This window comes from Marinomonas posidonica (genome assembly GCF_043643765.1).
Taxonomy (GTDB): Bacteria; Pseudomonadota; Gammaproteobacteria; order Pseudomonadales; family Marinomonadaceae; genus Marinomonas; species Marinomonas posidonica_A.
Window position 1 is genome coordinate 16,413 of the sequence record NZ_JBHZSP010000013.1, and the last position, 18,305, is coordinate 34,717.

The 18,305-nt window shown below is 45.3% G+C and carries 17 protein-coding genes; 2 read left to right on the plus strand and 15 right to left on the minus strand.

Going from position 1 to position 18,305, the window contains the following annotated elements:
• Positions 1-29 precede the first annotated feature (29 nt).
• From ACHUFM_RS14890 to ACHUFM_RS14940, 11 genes are all read right to left on the minus strand, one after another.
• Positions 30-953, minus strand: coding sequence for a DUF368 domain-containing protein (locus ACHUFM_RS14890; RefSeq protein ID WP_394183150.1), 924 nt, complete (start codon positions 951-953; stop codon positions 30-32).
• Positions 946-1,611 carry a protein-L-isoaspartate(D-aspartate) O-methyltransferase gene (locus tag ACHUFM_RS14895; protein WP_394183152.1) on the minus strand — a complete coding sequence of 222 codons (666 nt, stop codon included), beginning with the start codon at positions 1,609-1,611 and terminating at the stop codon, positions 946-948. The genes ACHUFM_RS14890 and ACHUFM_RS14895 overlap by 8 nt, the downstream gene beginning before the upstream one ends.
• Positions 1,608-2,354: a 5'/3'-nucleotidase SurE gene (gene surE, locus ACHUFM_RS14900; protein WP_394183153.1), complete on the minus strand. Its 747-nt coding sequence runs from the start codon at positions 2,352-2,354 to the stop codon at positions 1,608-1,610. Before surE ends, ACHUFM_RS14895 begins: the two co-directional genes overlap by 4 nt.
• Positions 2,332-3,426 (minus strand): tRNA pseudouridine(13) synthase TruD, encoded by a 1,095-nt coding sequence (gene truD, locus ACHUFM_RS14905; protein ID WP_394183154.1) that lies wholly within the window; start codon positions 3,424-3,426, stop codon positions 2,332-2,334. The genes surE and truD overlap by 23 nt, the downstream gene beginning before the upstream one ends.
• Positions 3,423-3,914 carry a 2-C-methyl-D-erythritol 2,4-cyclodiphosphate synthase gene (gene ispF / locus ACHUFM_RS14910; protein ID WP_113873679.1) on the minus strand — a complete coding sequence of 164 codons (492 nt, stop codon included), beginning with the start codon at positions 3,912-3,914 and terminating at the stop codon, positions 3,423-3,425. Before ispF ends, truD begins: the two co-directional genes overlap by 4 nt.
• A gap of 15 nt (positions 3,915-3,929) precedes the next feature.
• The gene (ispD, locus tag ACHUFM_RS14915) at positions 3,930-4,655 is read right to left on the minus strand and encodes a 2-C-methyl-D-erythritol 4-phosphate cytidylyltransferase (protein WP_394183156.1); all 726 of its coding nucleotides are present in this window, start codon (positions 4,653-4,655) and stop codon (positions 3,930-3,932) included.
• A complete protein-coding gene (locus tag ACHUFM_RS14920) occupies positions 4,652-4,930 on the minus strand; it encodes an FtsB family cell division protein (RefSeq protein ID WP_013797108.1) in 279 nt (92 codons plus the stop codon). Before ACHUFM_RS14920 ends, ispD begins: the two co-directional genes overlap by 4 nt.
• A gap of 106 nt (positions 4,931-5,036) precedes the next feature.
• Entirely contained in the window at positions 5,037-6,332 is a 1,296-nt protein-coding gene (eno, locus tag ACHUFM_RS14925) for a phosphopyruvate hydratase (RefSeq protein WP_394183159.1), read from the minus strand.
• A 93-nt stretch (positions 6,333-6,425) separates the two neighbouring features.
• Positions 6,426-8,060, minus strand: coding sequence for a CTP synthase (locus ACHUFM_RS14930; protein ID WP_113873676.1), 1,635 nt, complete (start codon positions 8,058-8,060; stop codon positions 6,426-6,428).
• A 169-nt stretch (positions 8,061-8,229) separates the two neighbouring features.
• Positions 8,230-9,186: a PDR/VanB family oxidoreductase gene (locus ACHUFM_RS14935; protein ID WP_394183161.1), complete on the minus strand. Its 957-nt coding sequence runs from the start codon at positions 9,184-9,186 to the stop codon at positions 8,230-8,232.
• Between the two features lie 25 nt (positions 9,187-9,211).
• Positions 9,212-10,306, minus strand: a complete 1,095-nt coding sequence (locus tag ACHUFM_RS14940; RefSeq protein ID WP_394183162.1) for an aromatic ring-hydroxylating dioxygenase subunit alpha — start codon at positions 10,304-10,306, stop codon at positions 9,212-9,214.
• A gap of 217 nt (positions 10,307-10,523) precedes the next feature.
• Here ACHUFM_RS14940 and ACHUFM_RS14945 point away from each other — a divergent pair, with 217 nt between their 5' ends.
• On the plus strand, positions 10,524-11,231 hold the full coding sequence (locus tag ACHUFM_RS14945; protein WP_394183164.1) for a GntR family transcriptional regulator: 708 nt from the start codon (positions 10,524-10,526) through the stop codon (positions 11,229-11,231).
• Between the two features lie 11 nt (positions 11,232-11,242).
• Here the strand turns inward: ACHUFM_RS14945 and ACHUFM_RS14950 are convergent, their stop codons facing one another.
• Positions 11,243-11,542, minus strand: a complete 300-nt coding sequence (locus ACHUFM_RS14950; RefSeq protein WP_394183165.1) for a DUF6482 family protein — start codon at positions 11,540-11,542, stop codon at positions 11,243-11,245.
• Positions 11,543-11,690: 148 nt separating this feature from the next.
• Between ACHUFM_RS14950 and ACHUFM_RS14955 the strand changes: the two genes are divergently transcribed.
• Positions 11,691-12,368 carry an AAA family ATPase gene (locus tag ACHUFM_RS14955; protein ID WP_394183166.1) on the plus strand — a complete coding sequence of 226 codons (678 nt, stop codon included), beginning with the start codon at positions 11,691-11,693 and terminating at the stop codon, positions 12,366-12,368.
• On the opposite strand, the gene tilS is transcribed toward ACHUFM_RS14955, so the two are convergent.
• From tilS to dnaE, 3 genes are all read right to left on the minus strand, one after another.
• Positions 12,365-13,675 carry a tRNA lysidine(34) synthetase TilS gene (gene tilS, locus ACHUFM_RS14960; protein ID WP_394183167.1) on the minus strand — a complete coding sequence of 437 codons (1,311 nt, stop codon included), beginning with the start codon at positions 13,673-13,675 and terminating at the stop codon, positions 12,365-12,367. The two genes, ACHUFM_RS14955 and tilS, sit on opposite strands and share 4 nt — an antisense overlap.
• Before the next feature lie 80 nt (positions 13,676-13,755).
• Positions 13,756-14,703: an acetyl-CoA carboxylase carboxyl transferase subunit alpha gene (accA, locus tag ACHUFM_RS14965; RefSeq protein WP_113873669.1), complete on the minus strand. Its 948-nt coding sequence runs from the start codon at positions 14,701-14,703 to the stop codon at positions 13,756-13,758.
• Between the two features lie 121 nt (positions 14,704-14,824).
• Positions 14,825-18,304 (minus strand): DNA polymerase III subunit alpha, encoded by a 3,480-nt coding sequence (gene dnaE, locus ACHUFM_RS14970; RefSeq protein WP_394183169.1) that lies wholly within the window; start codon positions 18,302-18,304, stop codon positions 14,825-14,827.
• Between the last annotated feature and the right edge of the window lies 1 nt (position 18,305).

Genomic DNA, 18,305 nt, shown 5'->3' on the forward strand with positions numbered 1-18,305 from the left:
TCCCTCAAGCAATAGAATTGTAGCGTTTATTAACTTTTGTCTTCATTTCGTAAATAAATGTAAGACGCACAAAAAATCATCAAAACTCCAACTAAAATAAAAGCCATTGGCACCACCAAATCGTTCAGCAATTGGTAGTTAGGTACCTGCCAAGGCCATATTAAATCTGTTTCTACTGGTATGTTTTTATCCCCAATTTGCTCCCAACTTATGGTCACTTTCCAAGGCCAAACTTTTACTAAAGCGCCGAGCATAATGCCTGTTAAGAACGACAAGGTCATGGCATGAGCTTTGTGTAACAAATAATTGAGGAACTTGGAAAAACTCAACAAACCAACCAGTGCCCCCGCAGCAAAAATGATAATGACGGTAAGGTCGAAGCTTTTTATCGCATTCAACACAAAACCGTACATACCCATTATCAGTAAGAGAAAACTCCCAGAAATGCCAGGTAGAATCATAGCGCAGATCGCAATCATCCCTGCGAAAAACACCATAAAATTAGAGGTGTTCATAGTCGTAGGCACTAACAGTGATAGGCTTGCACCGGCCGAAATACCGACGATTAGAGCAATACCGTGACGAACAGAAAAAGACTTGACCTGCTTTAATAAGAACACCGCAGATGCCAAAATCAAACCGAAGAAAAAGCTCCACAAATAAGTAGGATACACCGCCAATAAGTGCGTAATAAGGCCCGCGATCAAAAAAATACTCGTAACCACACCGGCCCCTAACGCCAATAAAAACCCCCCATCAAAATGACGCCATAAAGCTTTCACGTCGCCTTTGAATAGCATTTGAATGCTGTCTTTATTAACGCCGCTGAGAGCCGCGATCAAACGATCATACACCCCAACAATAAAGGCAACCGTACCACCAGATACCCCTGGCACCACATCCGCGGCCCCCATTAGGACACCACTTAAATATATTTTCAGCCACTTAGGCATGTTCCAATCCTTCTAATAAAGGGACAAAGTATGCGGACTCATTGCCCAAACATTTCCAACGCTCCCCTTCTTTGCGCCAGCACCCTATTTGCGGAGTAGGGTGGTCAATCGGCATAATCAGAATGCCATTTTCTTTTAAACAATTTGTCAGAGCTAACGGGATTTTACTGGCCATGGCAGTGATAATTACGGCATCCATTTCAATACGATGAGGCCAACCTGCTTGTCCATCCGCAAACAAATGCTCGACGTTATTAATCCCCATCGAAGACAACCTTTGCTTAGCTTGTTGATACAAAGAGTGCTGCCGCTCTATAGTGTGCACCTTATTAAAAAAATGCGCCAAAATACGGGTCTGATATCCAGAGCCGGTACCAATTTCTAACACTCGACCAAGCCTGGCATATTGCAACAACCACTCCGTCATTCTGGCCACCGTTAATGGCTGACTAATGGTTTGATTTCGACCTATGGGTAAAGGGGTAGCAGAATAAGCCAAATGCGAAAACGCGGGCTCCACAAACTCATGTCGCGGAATATTGCCCATTAAAGCCAATAGCTCAGAATGAGTAATACCCTGCTCTTCAAGCTGATGAATCATCCCGGATGCTCTTGGCTCCGTATGCGTGATTAACCAATTAAGGTCATGCTGGCTCATAGTGTGACGATATCAATCCATTTTTCCAAAGAAGATTTTACTTCGTAGCAAGTCATGTCGGTGTGAATCGGCGTCACGGAAACATAGCCATTTGCCACCGCATCAAAATCCGTACCTGACGATGCGTCATACGGATCCGATAAGGCGCCGATCCAATAACTCGGCATCCCACGAGGATGCTGAGCTGAGACGGGGGCTTGTGCTTTATAGCGATAACCCAACTTAGTTACACGAATGCCTTTGATCTCTTCATAAGGCAAATCCGGCACGTTCACATTGAGCAAAACACCAGTAGGCATATTCAATGTGTGAGTGTCTTTTAACAAAGCCAATACGACTTGCGCTGCGGTCGCAAAGTGTTGATTGCCAACCAATGACACGGCTAACGCAGGACGACCTAAATGCCTTGCTTCCATGGCAGCCGCGACCGTACCAGAATAAATCACGTCATCCCCTAAATTAGGGCCATGATTAATACCGGACACAACCAGATCAACTTCCCCATCAATTACACCAGACAAAGCCAGATTGACACAATCACTCGGCGTACCATCTACTTTATACGCACGCTCCGCCACTTTACTTGGTTGCAAAGGACGAGTCAGAGTAAGCGAGTTACTGGCACCACTGCGATTACGGTCAGGCGCGACCATCAAGGTGTCATATTGCGTTTGCAGATGCTTTGATAAGGTCTGAATGCCCAACGCATCGATGCCATCATCATTCGCGATCAGAATTCTCATGATATTTCTCAGCTGATTTGTCCGTAAAATTCACCATCTCTCGCAGAATACTAGTCGCGAAACAACCTTTCGGTAACGAGAATTCCAGTATTAACTGAGCATTGCCCGTCTCTTCCTTTAGCAATTCCCAGGCCATGTTCATTGGCACTAATCTGGCTAAACGACTGTCTCGAGATAAACCAAAATCCATTAAGGCTTCAACCAGTTCTCCATGGTCTGCCAATGACGCTTTTATAGCGGCTTCTCTTTGGGGTCCCGTACCCGCCTCCCAGCCTGGGCTTAGCAAGGGCAATACCGGGCTTATCTGGCCTCGCGCCACACTCAAATGCATCAAAGCTGATCGTTGCTGCACTCGGAACTGCTCTTCTTTATGCTGGAATTGTGCAATATCAGCATCACACAAACGATCCCACATGCCGTTTTCAACCTGATCACTCAAGGCCTGATTGAAGCACCAAGAGCGAATAGCAGATAACCAAAAAGACTCTGTCTTTGATAATTTGCGACGACTTTGCCGCCCTTTTAGGACAAACTCTTTGCCGTTGTGCAAATTATTACCGTTAATACCAAAACGCTGAGGGCCATAATAGTTCGGCACACCGCCTTGCTGAATCAACTGCAAGCGCGCTTCTAACTCTTCTAGGTCACCTGCCACATTACGCAAGCGAATGATAAAACGATTAGCAAAGTGCGTTCCGGTTTTTAGCTTTTTAGAATGGCGTAATTGAGCGACTACACGGACACTCTCAGGCTCACGGAAAGCCTGATGGAGATTCGATAAATCCGGTTCCTCGTTTAGGGTATGCAAACAAAACCATTGACGTGTGCAAGCATGGCGATCTTTTACACCACTGTAGGTTACCTTATTGGCCGCTACTCCAGCCAATTGAGCGAGGCGCTTGGCTAAGAAGTCAGTATTCACCCCAAGCTTTTCAATAAACACATAACAAAACTCGCCTTTGCCATCTGGCTCAAAACCGAGCTGCTCTTCCACATAAAAATCTTGGGCATGTGTTTTTAGGTCGCCCGTATTAGTAGGCTCTGACCAAGCGTATTGCCAATCCGTATTCATAAGGCTCCCTGCTTATACAGTAATGCCACCGCTTCCACTGCAATGCCTTCTTTACGACCCGTAAAACCCAATTTCTCTGTTGTCGTGGCTTTTACGTTCACCTGTGACATATCGACCTCAAGATCCTCGGCAATATTGGCTCGCATGGCGTCAATATGTGGTCGCATTTTTGGCGCTTGCGCTAGAATAGTCACGTCTACATTACCCACTAATAGCCCCAATGCTTTTACTTCAGAGAAAGCACGCTTTAATAAAATTCGACTGTCAGCCCCTGAAAATGCCGCATCGGTATCAGGGAAATGTTTACCAATGTCACCCAGAGCAGCCGCCCCCAGCAAAGCATCAGTCAATGCATGCAACACAACATCACCATCAGAGTGAGCGATCAAGCCCTGTGAGTAAGGAATCGACACGCCACCCAAAATAACATGATCACCCTCGCCAAATTTATGAACATCAAACCCATGACCTATACGAAATGGCATCATAAAAATAACTCCAACTTAATGCGCTTTTGAATTTGATAAATGTGAAAAAAGCGCCTCGGCAATAATCAAGTCCTCGGGCAATGTCACTTTAATATTACTGTTCTCACCCATTACTAAGTCTGGCTGCCAGCCTTGTAGCTCCATAGCGGAACATTCATCCGTAACCTGTTTACCATCCATGTCAGCCTGAACTAAGGCATCTAATAACGCGCCCAACGGGAATTTTTGTGGTGTTTGAGCCAGCCAAATATGACGTCGATCTAATGTGCTTTTTACTTTTGGGCTGGATTCCACTGAGCTGACATCCCCTTGTTGTTTCACCGTGTCTTTTGACGGCATCGCCAACAATGCTCCCTGCGCTGACTCATGTTTAATGATACGCGATAACGCCGTATGAGATAACAAAGGCCGTGCTGCATCGTGCACTAACACTTGACGATCGATCTCTACCGACATTTTTTGCAATAACTGCAATCCTTTTTGTACCGTGTCACAGCGCTCGGCACCACCGACATAGGTTCTTATCTCTGGGTTATCACACCATTTTGAGTCTGACCAATAAGCATCGTCCGCCCCTAAGCCAACGACCACCCCCGCAATGCATGGGTGAGTTAAAAACACCTCGATCGTGCGGTCTAAAATGGTTTCCCCTGCCAATGATAAATACTGCTTAGGGCAATCCGATAACATACGTTGTCCCACACCAGCTGCAGGAATAATCACCCACATTGCCTGGCTCATCTTTTTTCCACCATACGATAAAACACTTCACCATCTTTAATATATTGAAGCTCAGTACGAACATGCTCTTCTACCGCTTCTTCACCTAAGCGTAGATCTTCAACCTGAGCACGTAAGGCATCATTACGATGCTTTAACCTTTGATTAATGCGTTCTTGATAAGCAATTTGCTTAGCCAGCTCTTCCTGACGTTTTACCCCTTGCTCACCAAAATATAGGTGGTAGCACTGGTATCCAATGGCACAGACAAAAAAAGCCAATAATAAACGCGCCATAATATCCTCTACGATTAAAAGTCCTGTCCCTTATTATCAAAGGAATCGCATGAAAAAAACAAAAAAAGGGAGAACTAAGTTCTCCCTTTTTTTAGGTCAAGCAGAATTAAGCTTGACCCTTGATCTCAGAAAGACCTTTGTAAGGTGCTTTACCACCTAATTGCTCTTCGATACGTAGCAATTGGTTGTACTTAGCAACACGGTCAGAACGACACAAAGAACCGGTCTTAATTTGACCCGCCGCCGTCCCCACCGCCAAATCAGCAATCGTTGCGTCTTCGGTTTCACCTGAACGGTGAGAAATCACCGCTGTGTAACCTGCGTCTTTTGCCATTTTGATCGCTTCAAGCGTCTCAGTCAAAGAACCAATCTGGTTAAACTTGATCAAGATAGAGTTAGCGATGCCTTCATCGATACCGCGCTTCAAGATTTTAGTATTGGTTACGAAAAGATCGTCACCAACTAATTGGATCTTATCGCCCAAAATCTTCGTCTGGTAAGCAAAACCTTCCCAATCTGATTCGTTTAAGCCATCTTCAATGGAAACGATTGGGTAAGCCTCGCACAACTCGGCAAGGTAATCAGAGAAACCTTCAGAAGAGAAGACTTTGCCTTCACCTTTCAAGTTGTACTTACCGTCTTCGTAGAACTCAGACGCGGCACAGTCCATCGCAAGAGTAATGTCTTTACCAAGCTCGTAACCGGCTGCGGCAACGGCTTCTTTGATTACAGCAAGCGCTTCTGCGTTAGAAGCAAGGTTTGGTGCAAAACCACCTTCGTCACCCACTGCTGTATTCAAACCACGAGCACTCAATACTTTTTTCAATGCGTGGAAAATTTCTGCGCCATAACGTAGGGCTTCACGGAAGTTTGGCGCACCAACTGGCTGAACCATAAATTCTTGAATATCAACATTGTTGTCAGCGTGCTCGCCACCATTGATGATGTTCATCATAGGTACTGGCATAGAGTATTGACCAGAAGTACCGTTCAAGTCTGCAATGTGAGCGTACAAAGGGACTTTCTTAGACGTTGCTGCTGCTTTCGCTGCCGCCAAAGAAACGGCCAAGATCGCATTCGCACCAAAAGTCGATTTATTTTCTGTGCCATCAAGGTCAATCATTACCTTGTCTAGCTCAGCTTGTGCCAGTGCATCTTTCCCAATCAAAGCATCACGGATAGGGCCATTCACAGCGGCAACTGCTTTTAAAACACCTTTTCCTAGGTAACGACTTTTATCGCCATCACGTAGTTCTAAAGCTTCACGAGAACCGGTAGAGGCACCAGACGGTGCACACGCTGAACCTACAGAACCATCCGCCAAAATCACATCGGCTTCAACAGTAGGGTTACCACGAGAATCCAATACTTCTCTGGCTTTAATATCAACGATTTGACTCATAACAAACCTCTTTAAATAGATAAAAAATCACAAACAGCCTGTTTGCTTTAGAAAGTAATAAATAACGCTTTCTTACTTATTCTCTTTCCGTACTTATTTTTCTTTTCCTGCGTATTTCAATGCCGCGTGAACAAAGGCACTGAATAAGCCGTGACCATATCTAGGTGTTGACGTAAATTCTGGATGGAACTGACAAGCAACATACCAAGGGTGATCAGCAATTTCGATCATTTCAACCAAAGAGTTGTCTTCTGAACGACCTGAAATCGTCAGACCTGCCTTTTCTAAATCAGATACGTAGAAGTTATTCACTTCGTAACGATGACGATGACGTTCGGTTATCACAGCTTCTCCGTAAGCTTCAAAGGCTTTTGTGCCTTCAGTAAGATTACAGTTCTGCGCGCCAAGACGCATCGTTCCACCTAGGTCGGATTCCTCTGACCGGATTTCTTTGGAACCCTCTGCATTGGTCCATTCTGTAATCAGACCAACAACTGGATTCTCTGCTTTTAGATTAAACTCAGTGCTGTGCGCACCGTCTAATTTTGCCACATTACGAGCAAACTCAATAACCGCTACCTGCATGCCCAAACAAATCCCCAAATAAGGCACTTTGTTTTCTCGAGCATACTGAGCTGTCAATATCTTACCTTCAACACCACGTTCGCCGAAACCACCTGGTACTAGAATCGCGTCCATACCTTTTAACGCTTCGGTACCATTTTCTTCAATGCTTTCAGAATCGATGTAATGCAATTTCACTTTCGTGCGCGCATGAATACCAGCATGATCCATGGCTTCAATCAAAGACTTATAAGCATCCAACAGTTCCATGTATTTACCTACCATGGCAATGTTGATTTGCTTCTCAGGATTCAATTTGGCTTGCGTTACTTTGTTCCAGATTGCTAAATCAGGCATATTGCAGTCTAGGTTGAAGTATTCCACGATCAAGCTATCTAGACCTTGGTCATTTAACATTTGAGGAATACGGTAAATCGTGTCGGCATCTGGCAATGAGATAACAGCACGTTCTTCAACACTGGTAAACAACGCGATTTTCTTACGCTCAGGAGCTTCAATTGTCACTTCGGAGCGGCAGATTAAGATGTCTGGCTGGATACCAATAGAGCGCAATTCTTTCACAGAGTGCTGAGTAGGTTTGGTCTTCGTTTCACCCGCTGTACGGATGTAAGGAACCAAGGTTAAATGCATGAACAAGGCACGGCGAGAGCCCAATTCCACTCTTAATTGACGAACCGCTTCAAGGAAAGGTTGAGACTCAATGTCACCCACTGTGCCACCAATTTCGACTAGAGCAACATCAGCGCCTTCGGCACCCGAGATAACACGTCGTTTGATTTCATCTGTGATGTGAGGAATAACTTGAACAGTACCACCAAGGTACTCACCACGACGTTCTTTTTTCAATACATGCTGATAAACACGACCACTGGTGAAGTTATTACGCTTACCCATTTTAGTGGAAATGAAACGTTCATAGTGACCAAGGTCAAGATCGGTTTCAGCACCGTCTTCGGTGACATACACTTCACCGTGCTGGAAGGGACTCATGGTGCCAGGATCCACGTTAATGTACGGGTCCAGCTTTAACATGGTGACTTTTAGCCCACGAGATTCAAGAATGGCTGCTAGAGAAGCAGATGCCAATCCTTTACCAAGAGATGATACTACACCACCTGTTACGAAAATATATCGTGTCGCCATGAGTGTTTAACCCGCCTTAAAAATAGATAAATATGAAATTTGATGGTGCCGAAAAATGCACCTTCAGGACGGGAGGAAATGATAGCATCGCTGGCCTCATCTCTCAATGTAAAACATCCTTGTTTTGCATTCATTCGAGGCAAAAAATGGCACACATAAAAAGCGTGCCTTACAAGTCCAATTCTAGAATCTTCGACTTGGCACGAGAGCAACATGGCATCACCCAGTTACCCTGTTGTCGCTCCGCTTCCGTCAAAAACACATCTCTATGATCTGGAGTGCCGCTTACCACACCCGTTTGACAGGTGCCACAGACACCAGACTCACAAGAGACAGCCACAAATACCCCATGCTGATCCAGCGCCTCAAACATGGTTTGGTCTTCAGACACATTGATCAATTCCCCTGTACTGTGGACTTTCACTTGAAACGCCGCATTATCGGATTCTTGCTCTAAGGGTTCAGGGGCGGCAAAAAACTCACGATGTAACCTTTCTTCTGACCAACCCTGCATTCGGGCTTGGCTTAAAACCTCATTAATAAAATCCGCCGGACCACAGACATAAAGCTCCCCATCAAAGGCGTGACGAGATAAAACATTCACCATATCCATGCGGCCAGAGTCAGCCAGCTGACTAAAATGAAAAAACATTTTGTCAGCAAAAGAAGCCGTTTTTAATGCCTCTGAAAACGCGGCTTTTTCAGGTGTTTTAGCACAATAGTGAAATTCAAAAGACCGACCCTGCTGCTGTAATTGCTGCGCCATAGGCAACAAAGGTGTCACACCAATACCACCAGCGATCAACATACAGTGACGAGGACTGTCAACCAAACCAAAATGGTTACGAGGCGCACTAATCGCCAGCTCGTCTCCAATGGTCAGACGATGCACCTCTTCCGAGCCACCGCGTGATTGCGGGTCTTTCAGCACCGCTACTTCGTAATACTGTGGCTCAACCTGCAACCGACACAAAGAATATTGGCGAATCAGGCCACTCGGCAAATGCACATCAATATGCGCTCCTGCTTCAAAAGTAGGCAAATTCGCCCCATCACGGCTCCCCAAGACAAGTCGCACAACATTTTGCGCTTCCTCAACGATGTTTTTCACAACCACTGGAATCATTTCAACAACCTCATTCCCAAACCAACTAAAAAGAAATCACTTGCAGCGGACCATCAGATGGCGCTGCTTTGACATTTTCTTGCTGCTCTTGCGCAATAATACGCTCAATGATTTTTCGAGACTGCACACCACCAGCATCAATGTCCAGTTTCAATAAATCATAGTCGGGAAATGCTAATAAGTTTTCCTGCTGCCGCTCCAAGACCTCTAAATCTTCTGCGAAAATCGCCCCTTGCCCTTCTCGAATGCGATCCGTTAGCGCTTCATCTTGGGGATTAAAGTTTCGCGCCATCCCCCAAAAATACCAGATAGAGGTGTCACTTTCAGGCGTAATAAAATCCACTACTGTACTACTGGCTTTATGATCGTTACTGGCCTCAAAACCACCCTGTCCAGCATGCGCCACACCCACATCAATCATCACATGAGAAGGTGGACTGAAACGGCAAATCTGCCAACGATCGACAGGAACATCATCAGCCAAATTATTGCCACGTAACGCCGCTTGCCAGAATGGCGGCGGCATGATGTTTTCCATGAAACGACTGGTAATGACTTTATCACCATCGACTTTCGTATCCACAGGTGATTCATCAATTTCTTTCTGACCAATACTGCTCGCATGAACGTAAGTTTCATGAGTCAGATCCATCAGGTTATCAATCATCAAACGATAGTCACAATTAATGTGGTAAAGGCCGCCACCGTAAGCCCATTCTGGGTTGTCGGCCCACTCTAATTGAGGAATCAAAGAGACATCCGCTTTATCTTGTTCACCGGGCCAAACCCAGACAAACCCGTAACGCTCTTCGACTGCATAGGATTTCATACATGGAAAACCTTGAACTCGCTGCAGTGGCATCGACTTAGTTTTACCATCCGCGCCCATTTTTAAGCCATGATACCCACATACCAAAAGCCCATCTTCCACGTAGCCCAATGATAAAGCCGCACCACGGTGTGGACAAAAATCGAGAACGGCGGCGATCTGGTCATCATGAGAGCGATAGAAAGCGATGCTTTCACCACAAATTTTACGGCCAAGAGGTTTGCTGCCCGCCACCTCTTCAGACATGGCGGCCACATACCAAGCATTTTTGGGATAGGTTTGCTGTTTCATTAGAATACTCCTGCTTTTTATTGTATTTATTGGATCCAATATAAAACAAAAGCACATAATAACAAGTCCAAAATCACAAAATTGGATCCAGTAAGCTTTTTTTGAATGCCTCATCCACTTCTAAACTGTCAAAAAACATAAAATTGGATCCAATTTTCACATTTGCACTAGATGCGCTATTATTCTCTCTTTCTTTAATCTAGAACTGAGATAAGGCATGAGCAAATCGGGTCAGGAAGTAATCAGTCGATTAAGACAAATGGTGCTGTCAGGGGAACTGGCCGCAGGAGAACGAATCGCCGAAATTCCGACAGCAGAACGACTCGGTGTCTCGCGTACCCCAATACGCATCGCATTTCGAACCTTGGAACAGGAAGGTTTATTGACCAAACGACCTGCTCGTGGCTATGAAGTACGACAGGTCACCTTATCTGACATCACTGGCGCGATTGAAGTTAGAGGTGTACTTGAGGGCTTGGCCGCCAGACAAGCCGCAGAGAACGGGCTATCAGAATGCCAAAGAATAGAATTAAAGCAATTGCTTCAGTCGGGCGATCAGCTGTTTGAAAATGGTCAACTTGATGAACAGGACTTGGCACAGTATCACGACATCAACCAGCGCTTTCATCAAATTATTATCGATGCCAGCAATAACCCAGCCATCGCTGAAGCACTCAGTCGCAATGAACATTTACCTTTTGCCTCGGTGAGCGCATTGGCTTTTGATGGCAATAATTTGCGACTAGAATTTCGCCGATTTAACTTCGCTCACATGCAACATCACGCGGTGTTTGACGCCATTAGCCAAGGCCAAAGTAGCCGCGCAGAATCCATCATGCGGGAACACGCCAACGCCACGCTGGGTTATGCTAAAGTCTTCTCGCAAAAGGAAGAGACCAATGAAAAGATGCAAGTGCTCCAGTAACGGATCAACAACTAAGCTAAATCCGTATTACCCAATGGCACTTCTAGGGTATTTCCCGCCATGCTTGGTGGTTGACCCACCATCTCATCGTAGGCGCTTTGATGGCATAACACCATGGCATCCACCTGCTTCTCTTTGAACAAAGATTGCAGCTCGAGTTTGTTGTGGCTGGTCATAAAGCGCCCCTTACCATCCATAACATAATCCTCTTTACCCTCTATCACCACCGACAACTGATAGAGATTTGACTCCAAGGAATGCAACTTCACTTTGTCAAAATGTTGAGTACGTTTTAATTCTTTTAATTCCATGTTGAATGGCCTCAAAGGTTCTTTAGAAGGTACTATTGATACGCAAAGAAAGCCGTATAGGTTCAGAGAATATCTTAGACCCCCTAAATTTTTCAGAACCAGAGGCTCATACAACAATAATAAACATCACTCATAAGCAGCTGACTCAATGAACACAACACCCCACGATTTGTACCGAAACACAGCCGATGTAAAACAAGCAATTGATAAAATACAGAAGCATTTACAACAGGATAAACGCTATTTGATCGCGCTTGCAGGTGGTCCAGGCTCTGGAAAAAGCACGCTGGCTAATTACTTAGCTGAACATGTTAATACACAACATCCTTCACAGGTCGCTTGCCTGTCTATGGACGGCTTCCACCTCCCTAAACAGGCCTTAAGCGACTTACCAAACGCCAATGAAGCCTTTGCCCGCCGCGGCGCCGATTGGACGTTTGATCACCATAAATTTGCTCAGTATGTCACTAACATTGCCAACGCCTATCAAACCGTAGACTGCCAATGGCCCAGTTTTGACCATGCGTTAGGCGACCCAATTGACGACCACATATCCATTTCACAACACACTAAAGTCATCTTGATTGAAGGGCTTTACTTACTCTTACCTGAGACAGATTGGCAGAAAGCCGCGGATTATTATGATGAACGCTGGTTTCTAGATGTTCCACTCCCCATTGCAATCGAACGATTAGCATTAAGGCATCAAGCTTCATGGAATCTATCTTATCAACAAGCCATGAATAGAATTCAGCAAAACGATGCACTTAATGCTGAGCAAGTTGCTCAAACAAAAATATATGCAGATTGGCTCATTCAGGTTTAGTGATGATTAGGAAAGGGTAAGGCCTTGCTTGGTCGCCACTCGAACTGAAGCTGACCATAATCAGGGTGACGCCATAAATTGGCAATGGCGACTAACTCATCTTGGATAAACAAATAGGGTAAATGTTCGCGCCACCAAACCGGAATCTGCTGATCATTTAGCCATTTTTTCAATGACCGAGTCTGTCCATTTTGCATCAATAACTTGACCCCCAAAGGCCGAGTTCTTAGTTCAACGCCCTCTCCTTGGATCAGCTGCAACTGGTCAAAACCTCGTGTTTTCACTTGCCCAATGACCAATGTCCCGCACTCAACCAGACGCTCATTTGGCAACACATACAAGGTATTCTGATGACGCATCAAGCGACCATCAGCAAACACGAACTCGGGTTGCTTATCTTCAACGCCAGCAAACATATTAAGGACGCTGTCACATTGCGCTTGCGTTAAACTTCGGCCTTTTTGCTCTATGAATTGTCGTAACCAAAAACGCCTTTGTGGCATTGGCTGTTGATACAGCCAATTCAAATCCAACCCGCCATGTGCATTTGATACCGTCGATAAATGTTGCGCCGACAAGCTAGCCAACATTTCGTAGTCGTCAGCGACTCGTTGCGCCATGTTGGAAACACTCTGCTCCATATTTGGAAAGTGTGTTTTCATTAAGGGAATGACGTTTTGACGTAAAAAATTACGCGAAAAGCGTTCGTCTTGATTGGATTCGTCCTCAACCCAATACAAACCATGTTGCTGAGCATAATCTTCGATTTTAGCCTTAGTGATCGACAAAAGTGGCCGTACCAAGCAAGCCCCCTGATCCCCCAAAGGTCGAACTGCTGGCATGCCTGCCAACCCTTTCGTTCCAGTTCCTCTTGCCAGTCGAAACATCACGGTTTCCGCTTGATCCCCTTGATGATGAGCCAAAAGCAAAACATCACCAGCCACCAAGCGATCTTCAAAAACTTGATATCTTGCTTGGCGAGCCACATCTTCCACCGACGCTTGTACTTTCAAATCCACTTTTTGGGCATAAAAAGTGACATTAAGTGCTTGGCATACTTGTTCACAATGGTCTAACCATGCATCTGCATTTGGACTTAAGCCATGATGTACATGGATCACGGCAACCTTTGCTCTTTGCTCAGGAGTAATTTGACTCACCAAAGCGTGCAATAGTACGTGGGAATCAACACCACCACTGTAAGCTACCCAAACCCTGTTTGCTTGCGTAAACAAAGATGTCAACCAAATTGGATTAAACTCTAATTCAGTCGTAAGGGTGAAAGGCGGATGCGGCTGATAACTCATATAAAGTGAACCATTTTTTAAGCGTCAGAAGCAGAAACAAAAAAGCCTCCAATCAGGAGGCTTTTTAGCAAATCAATCGATTATAAGCCGTATGACATTAAGCGGTTGTAACGACGCGCCAACAACTCTTCTGTTGTTAGCGCTTCCATACGATCCAGTGCCGCTAAGATGTTTTCTTTCAGGCTGTGAGCCATTTGCTCATGAGCATTGTGTGCTCCACCCATTGGCTCTGGAATAATGGTATCAACCAAACCAAGCTCTTTCAGACGAGGCGCAGTGATGCCCATAGCTTTCGCCGCATCAGATGCACGTTCTGCACTCTTCCATAGAATAGAGGCACAACCTTCTGGTGAAATAACTGAGTAAGTGCCGTATTGCAACATCATCAGTTCATCACACACACCAATTGCCAACGCACCACCAGAACCACCTTCACCGATAACCGTTGAGATGATTGGTGTTTTTAGGCGTGACATAACGGCAAGGTTGTATGCAATGGCTTCACTCTGACCACGCTCTTCTGCACCAATACCTGGGTAAGCCCCAGGTGTGTCAATTAAGGTAACGATTGGCATATTGAAACGCTCAGCCGTTTCCATCAAGCGCAAGGCTTTACGGTAACCTTCTGGACGTGGCATGCCAAAATTACGCAATACTTTTTCTTTTACTTCACGGCCTTTTTGATGACCGATGATCATCACAGGACGACCATCTAGACGCGCAATACCACCAACAATGGCACGGTCATCTGCATAGTGACGATCACCGTGCATTTCTTCGAAATCCGTAAAAACGTGTTCAATATAATCCAGCGTGTAAGGACGCTTTGGGTGACGGGAAAGTTGTGATACTTCCCAAGCGCCTAAATTACTGAATAAACTTTTTGTTAGGGCGACTTTTTTGTCTTCTAGTCGGCTGATTTCATCACTGATGTTCAGTTCATTATCATTGCCTACTAGACGTAATTCTTCAATTTTTTGTTCAAGCTCAGCAATCGGCTGCTCGAATGGTAAATAATTTAAATTCATCGTTAACTACACTGCTGTCTGGTTGCCATCAAATATAAGGCAAATGGCATCATGCCAATTGCTCTAAAGCGATAAAACGTATTACTACGCCACATTCCTTTGCACAAATTATAAAATGAGCCTAAGTATACACTAACTGAACATTTTGTTTACCGTATTGTTTCTGTAGTTGGTGAATTAAATCGTCATCTGGACGAACTCGCCAACTCGAACCTAAACGGATATCGCCAAAAGCTTCAGGGGTATCAAACCCAATGACCACATCACAACCGTCTCCGCGGAATTCTGACATTTGATCAGCTAATGACTGAATATCAGCTGGTGTTACTGACTCTGAACTCCAAGTAATTCGCAATGCTTCGACATAACGAATACGAGCTTGAGCAATATCAAGTACATTTCGGGCAATGACTTTCTGTCCACCACGAAACTCGTCTACTGAAATCTCCCCCTCAACCACAACCACTTCGTCTTTGACGATGACGTCTTTGAAGTTTTCATAGTTGTCAGGAAACACCGTCACCTCAATACGAGCTGAGCGATCATCCAATGTGACGAAAGCAATGTTACCACCTTTTTTACTTTTTGTTACACGCAAATCCACAATCAATCCGGCCATGACTTGGGTATCGCCACGCTTAGGTTGCAGATCGACTATTTTGGAGCGTGCAAATCGTCTGATCTCCTTTTCATACTCATCAATCGGGTGACCTGTTACATACAAGCCTAGGGTGTCTTTTTCACCGTCTAAGCGCTGCCTACCAGGCCACTCATGCTGGATACCTATTTCCTTATAGGCATCTTCTGTGCTCTCTTCTACCGCCACCCCAAACAGGTCCATCATACCTGCATCTTGGTTTTTGGCATCCTGCACGGCTCGCTTCAACGCTTCATCAATGCAAGCATATAAGGTCGCACGGTTTGGCCCTATGGTGTCAAATGCCCCAGAACGAACCAATGCCTCCATCACGCGCTTGTTAACCTTCTTACCCACACGCTGACAGAAATCAAAAATGTGCTCAAATGGCCCCTCTTTGCGAGCTTCAACAATGGCTTCAATTGGGCCTTCACCCACCCCTTTAATGGCACCTAAACCATACACTATGGCGCCAGCTGGGTTGACCGTAAATTTGTAGACTGACTCATTAACGTTGGGCAATTCCAACGCTAAATTCATCGAACGACACTCTTCAATAAAGATAACGATCTTGTCGGTATTCTGCATATCGGCAGACAATACCGCGGCCATGAAAGGCGCCGGATAATGATTTTTCAACCAAGCGGTTTGATAGGATACTAAGGCGTACGCAGCCGAGTGAGATTTGTTAAAACCATAACCCGCAAACTTCTCCATCAAATCAAAGATGTTACCGGACAAATCCTTATCGACGTTGTTTTTAAGTGCGCCTTCCATAAAGATCAAGCGCTGTTCCGCCATTACCTCAGGTTTTTTCTTACCCATAGCACGACGCAACAAGTCAGCACCACCCAGACTAAATTTCGCCAAAACCTGAGCGATTTGCATTACCTGTTCTTGATACAAGATGATGCCGTAAGTGGGCTCCAAAACGGGGATCAAGTCTTCATGCTGGTAATCTGGATGTGGAAAAGCCAACTCAGAACGACCATGCTTACGGTTTATAAAGTCGTCTACCATGCCAGACCCAAGTGGGCCAGGACGATACAATGCCACCAAGGCGATGATATCTTCAAAGCGCGATGGCAATAGTTTCTTAATCAGTTCCTTCATACCACGGGATTCCAGCTGGAATACCGCCGTGGTTTCGGCTCTTTGCAGTAAGTCGTATGTGGATTTGTCTTCCAGATCAATCAGCGCGATATCCAATGGGGGTTTGCCTTCTAGGGCATGGATATCATTGATGTTTTTCACCGCCCAATCAACCACGGTCAAGGTTTTCAAACCCAAGAAATCGAACTTCACCAGACCGGCTTCTTCTACGTCGTTTTTGTCGTATTGAGTCACCAAGCCGGAGCCATCTTCTTCACAATACAGTGGGGCGAAATCAACCAGTTTGGTTGGGGCGATGACCACACCACCGGCGTGCTTACCAAAGTTACGCACCACCCCTTCCAAAGACATGGCCATTTCCATGACATCCGCCGCTTCTTCATCGGACGCCAAGAACTCTGGTAGAGCAGGCTCTTCTTCAAGGGCTTTACTGAGTGTCATGCCAATTTCAAAGGGGATCAACTTGGACAGCTTATCCCCTAAACTATAAGGCTTACCTTGTACCCGCGCGACATCGCGAACAACGGCTTTGGCTGCCATGGCACCAAAGGTAATAATCTGAGAAACCGCATCACGACCATAGGTACGCGACACGTAATCGATTACCTTATCTCGGTTATCCATGCAAAAGTCGATATCAAAGTCAGGCATGGATACCCGCTCTGGATTCAAGAATCGTTCGAATAGCAGATCGTATTCAAGCGGATCAAGGTCAGTGATTTTTAACGCATAAGCCACCAATGAACCGGCACCCGAACCACGACCAGGGCCTACCGGAATATCGTTATCCTTGGCCCATTGTATAAAGTCCATTACGATCAAGAAGTAACCAGGAAATCCCATCTGGTTAATAATGTTTAATTCAAAATCGAGACGATCCCAATATTCCTGGCGGCGTTTTTCAACACGTTCGCCATATTTCAACGTCAAAATATCAAAGCGTTCTTTTAAACCGTCAAAAGACAGCTTGTTAAAAAACTCTTCCATGGTCATGCCATCTGGCACGGGATAATCCGGCAAAAAATATTTACCCAGCAAGACATCAACACTACAGCGCTTAGCTATTTCGACGGTATTTTCCAAGGCTTCGGGAATATCTTGGAACAACTCAGCCATTTCTTCAGGGGTTTTAAAGTACTGTTCTTCAGAGTAGCGACGAACTCTTCGTGGATCATCAAGTGTGACACCGTCGTGAATACATACACGCGCCTCATGAGCTTCAAAGTTTTCTCGTTTGAGAAAGCGCACGTCATTGGTGGCCACCACTGGGCAACCCAGCTCTGCCGCCAAAGGAACAACCGCATGAATATAGTCTTCTTCACCCACTCGGCTGGTACGCTGCAACTCTACATAAAAGCGATTAGGGAACACGGACATCCAATAAGCCAAATGCTGCTTCGCTAACTCTGCCCGGCCTTTTTGCAACAACAAGCCGATGTCGCCATAACCAGCACCGGATAAAGCAATCACGTCTTCGCTAGATGCCTCAATCCAATCTCTCCGGATAACGGGTCGGCCTTCAACTTGTCCCAATTGATAACCTTTAGAAATGATTTCTATGATGTTTTTGTAACCTTTATTGGACATCGCCAACAAAGTCATACGATAACGAGATTCCAGCTCCTCGGTATCATCCTCGATAACGACGTCAGCACCACATATGGGCTTAATACCCTTATCCATAGCACCTTTATAAAAACGCACAAAACCACATAAGTTATTTTCATCTGTGATGGCCACCGCCGGCATGGACATTAATTCCGTTGTCCCTAACAGACCTTTGACCTTGACTAAGCCATCCACCAAAGAAAACTCAGTATGCACTTTTAAATGTATGAACGATGCGGACAAA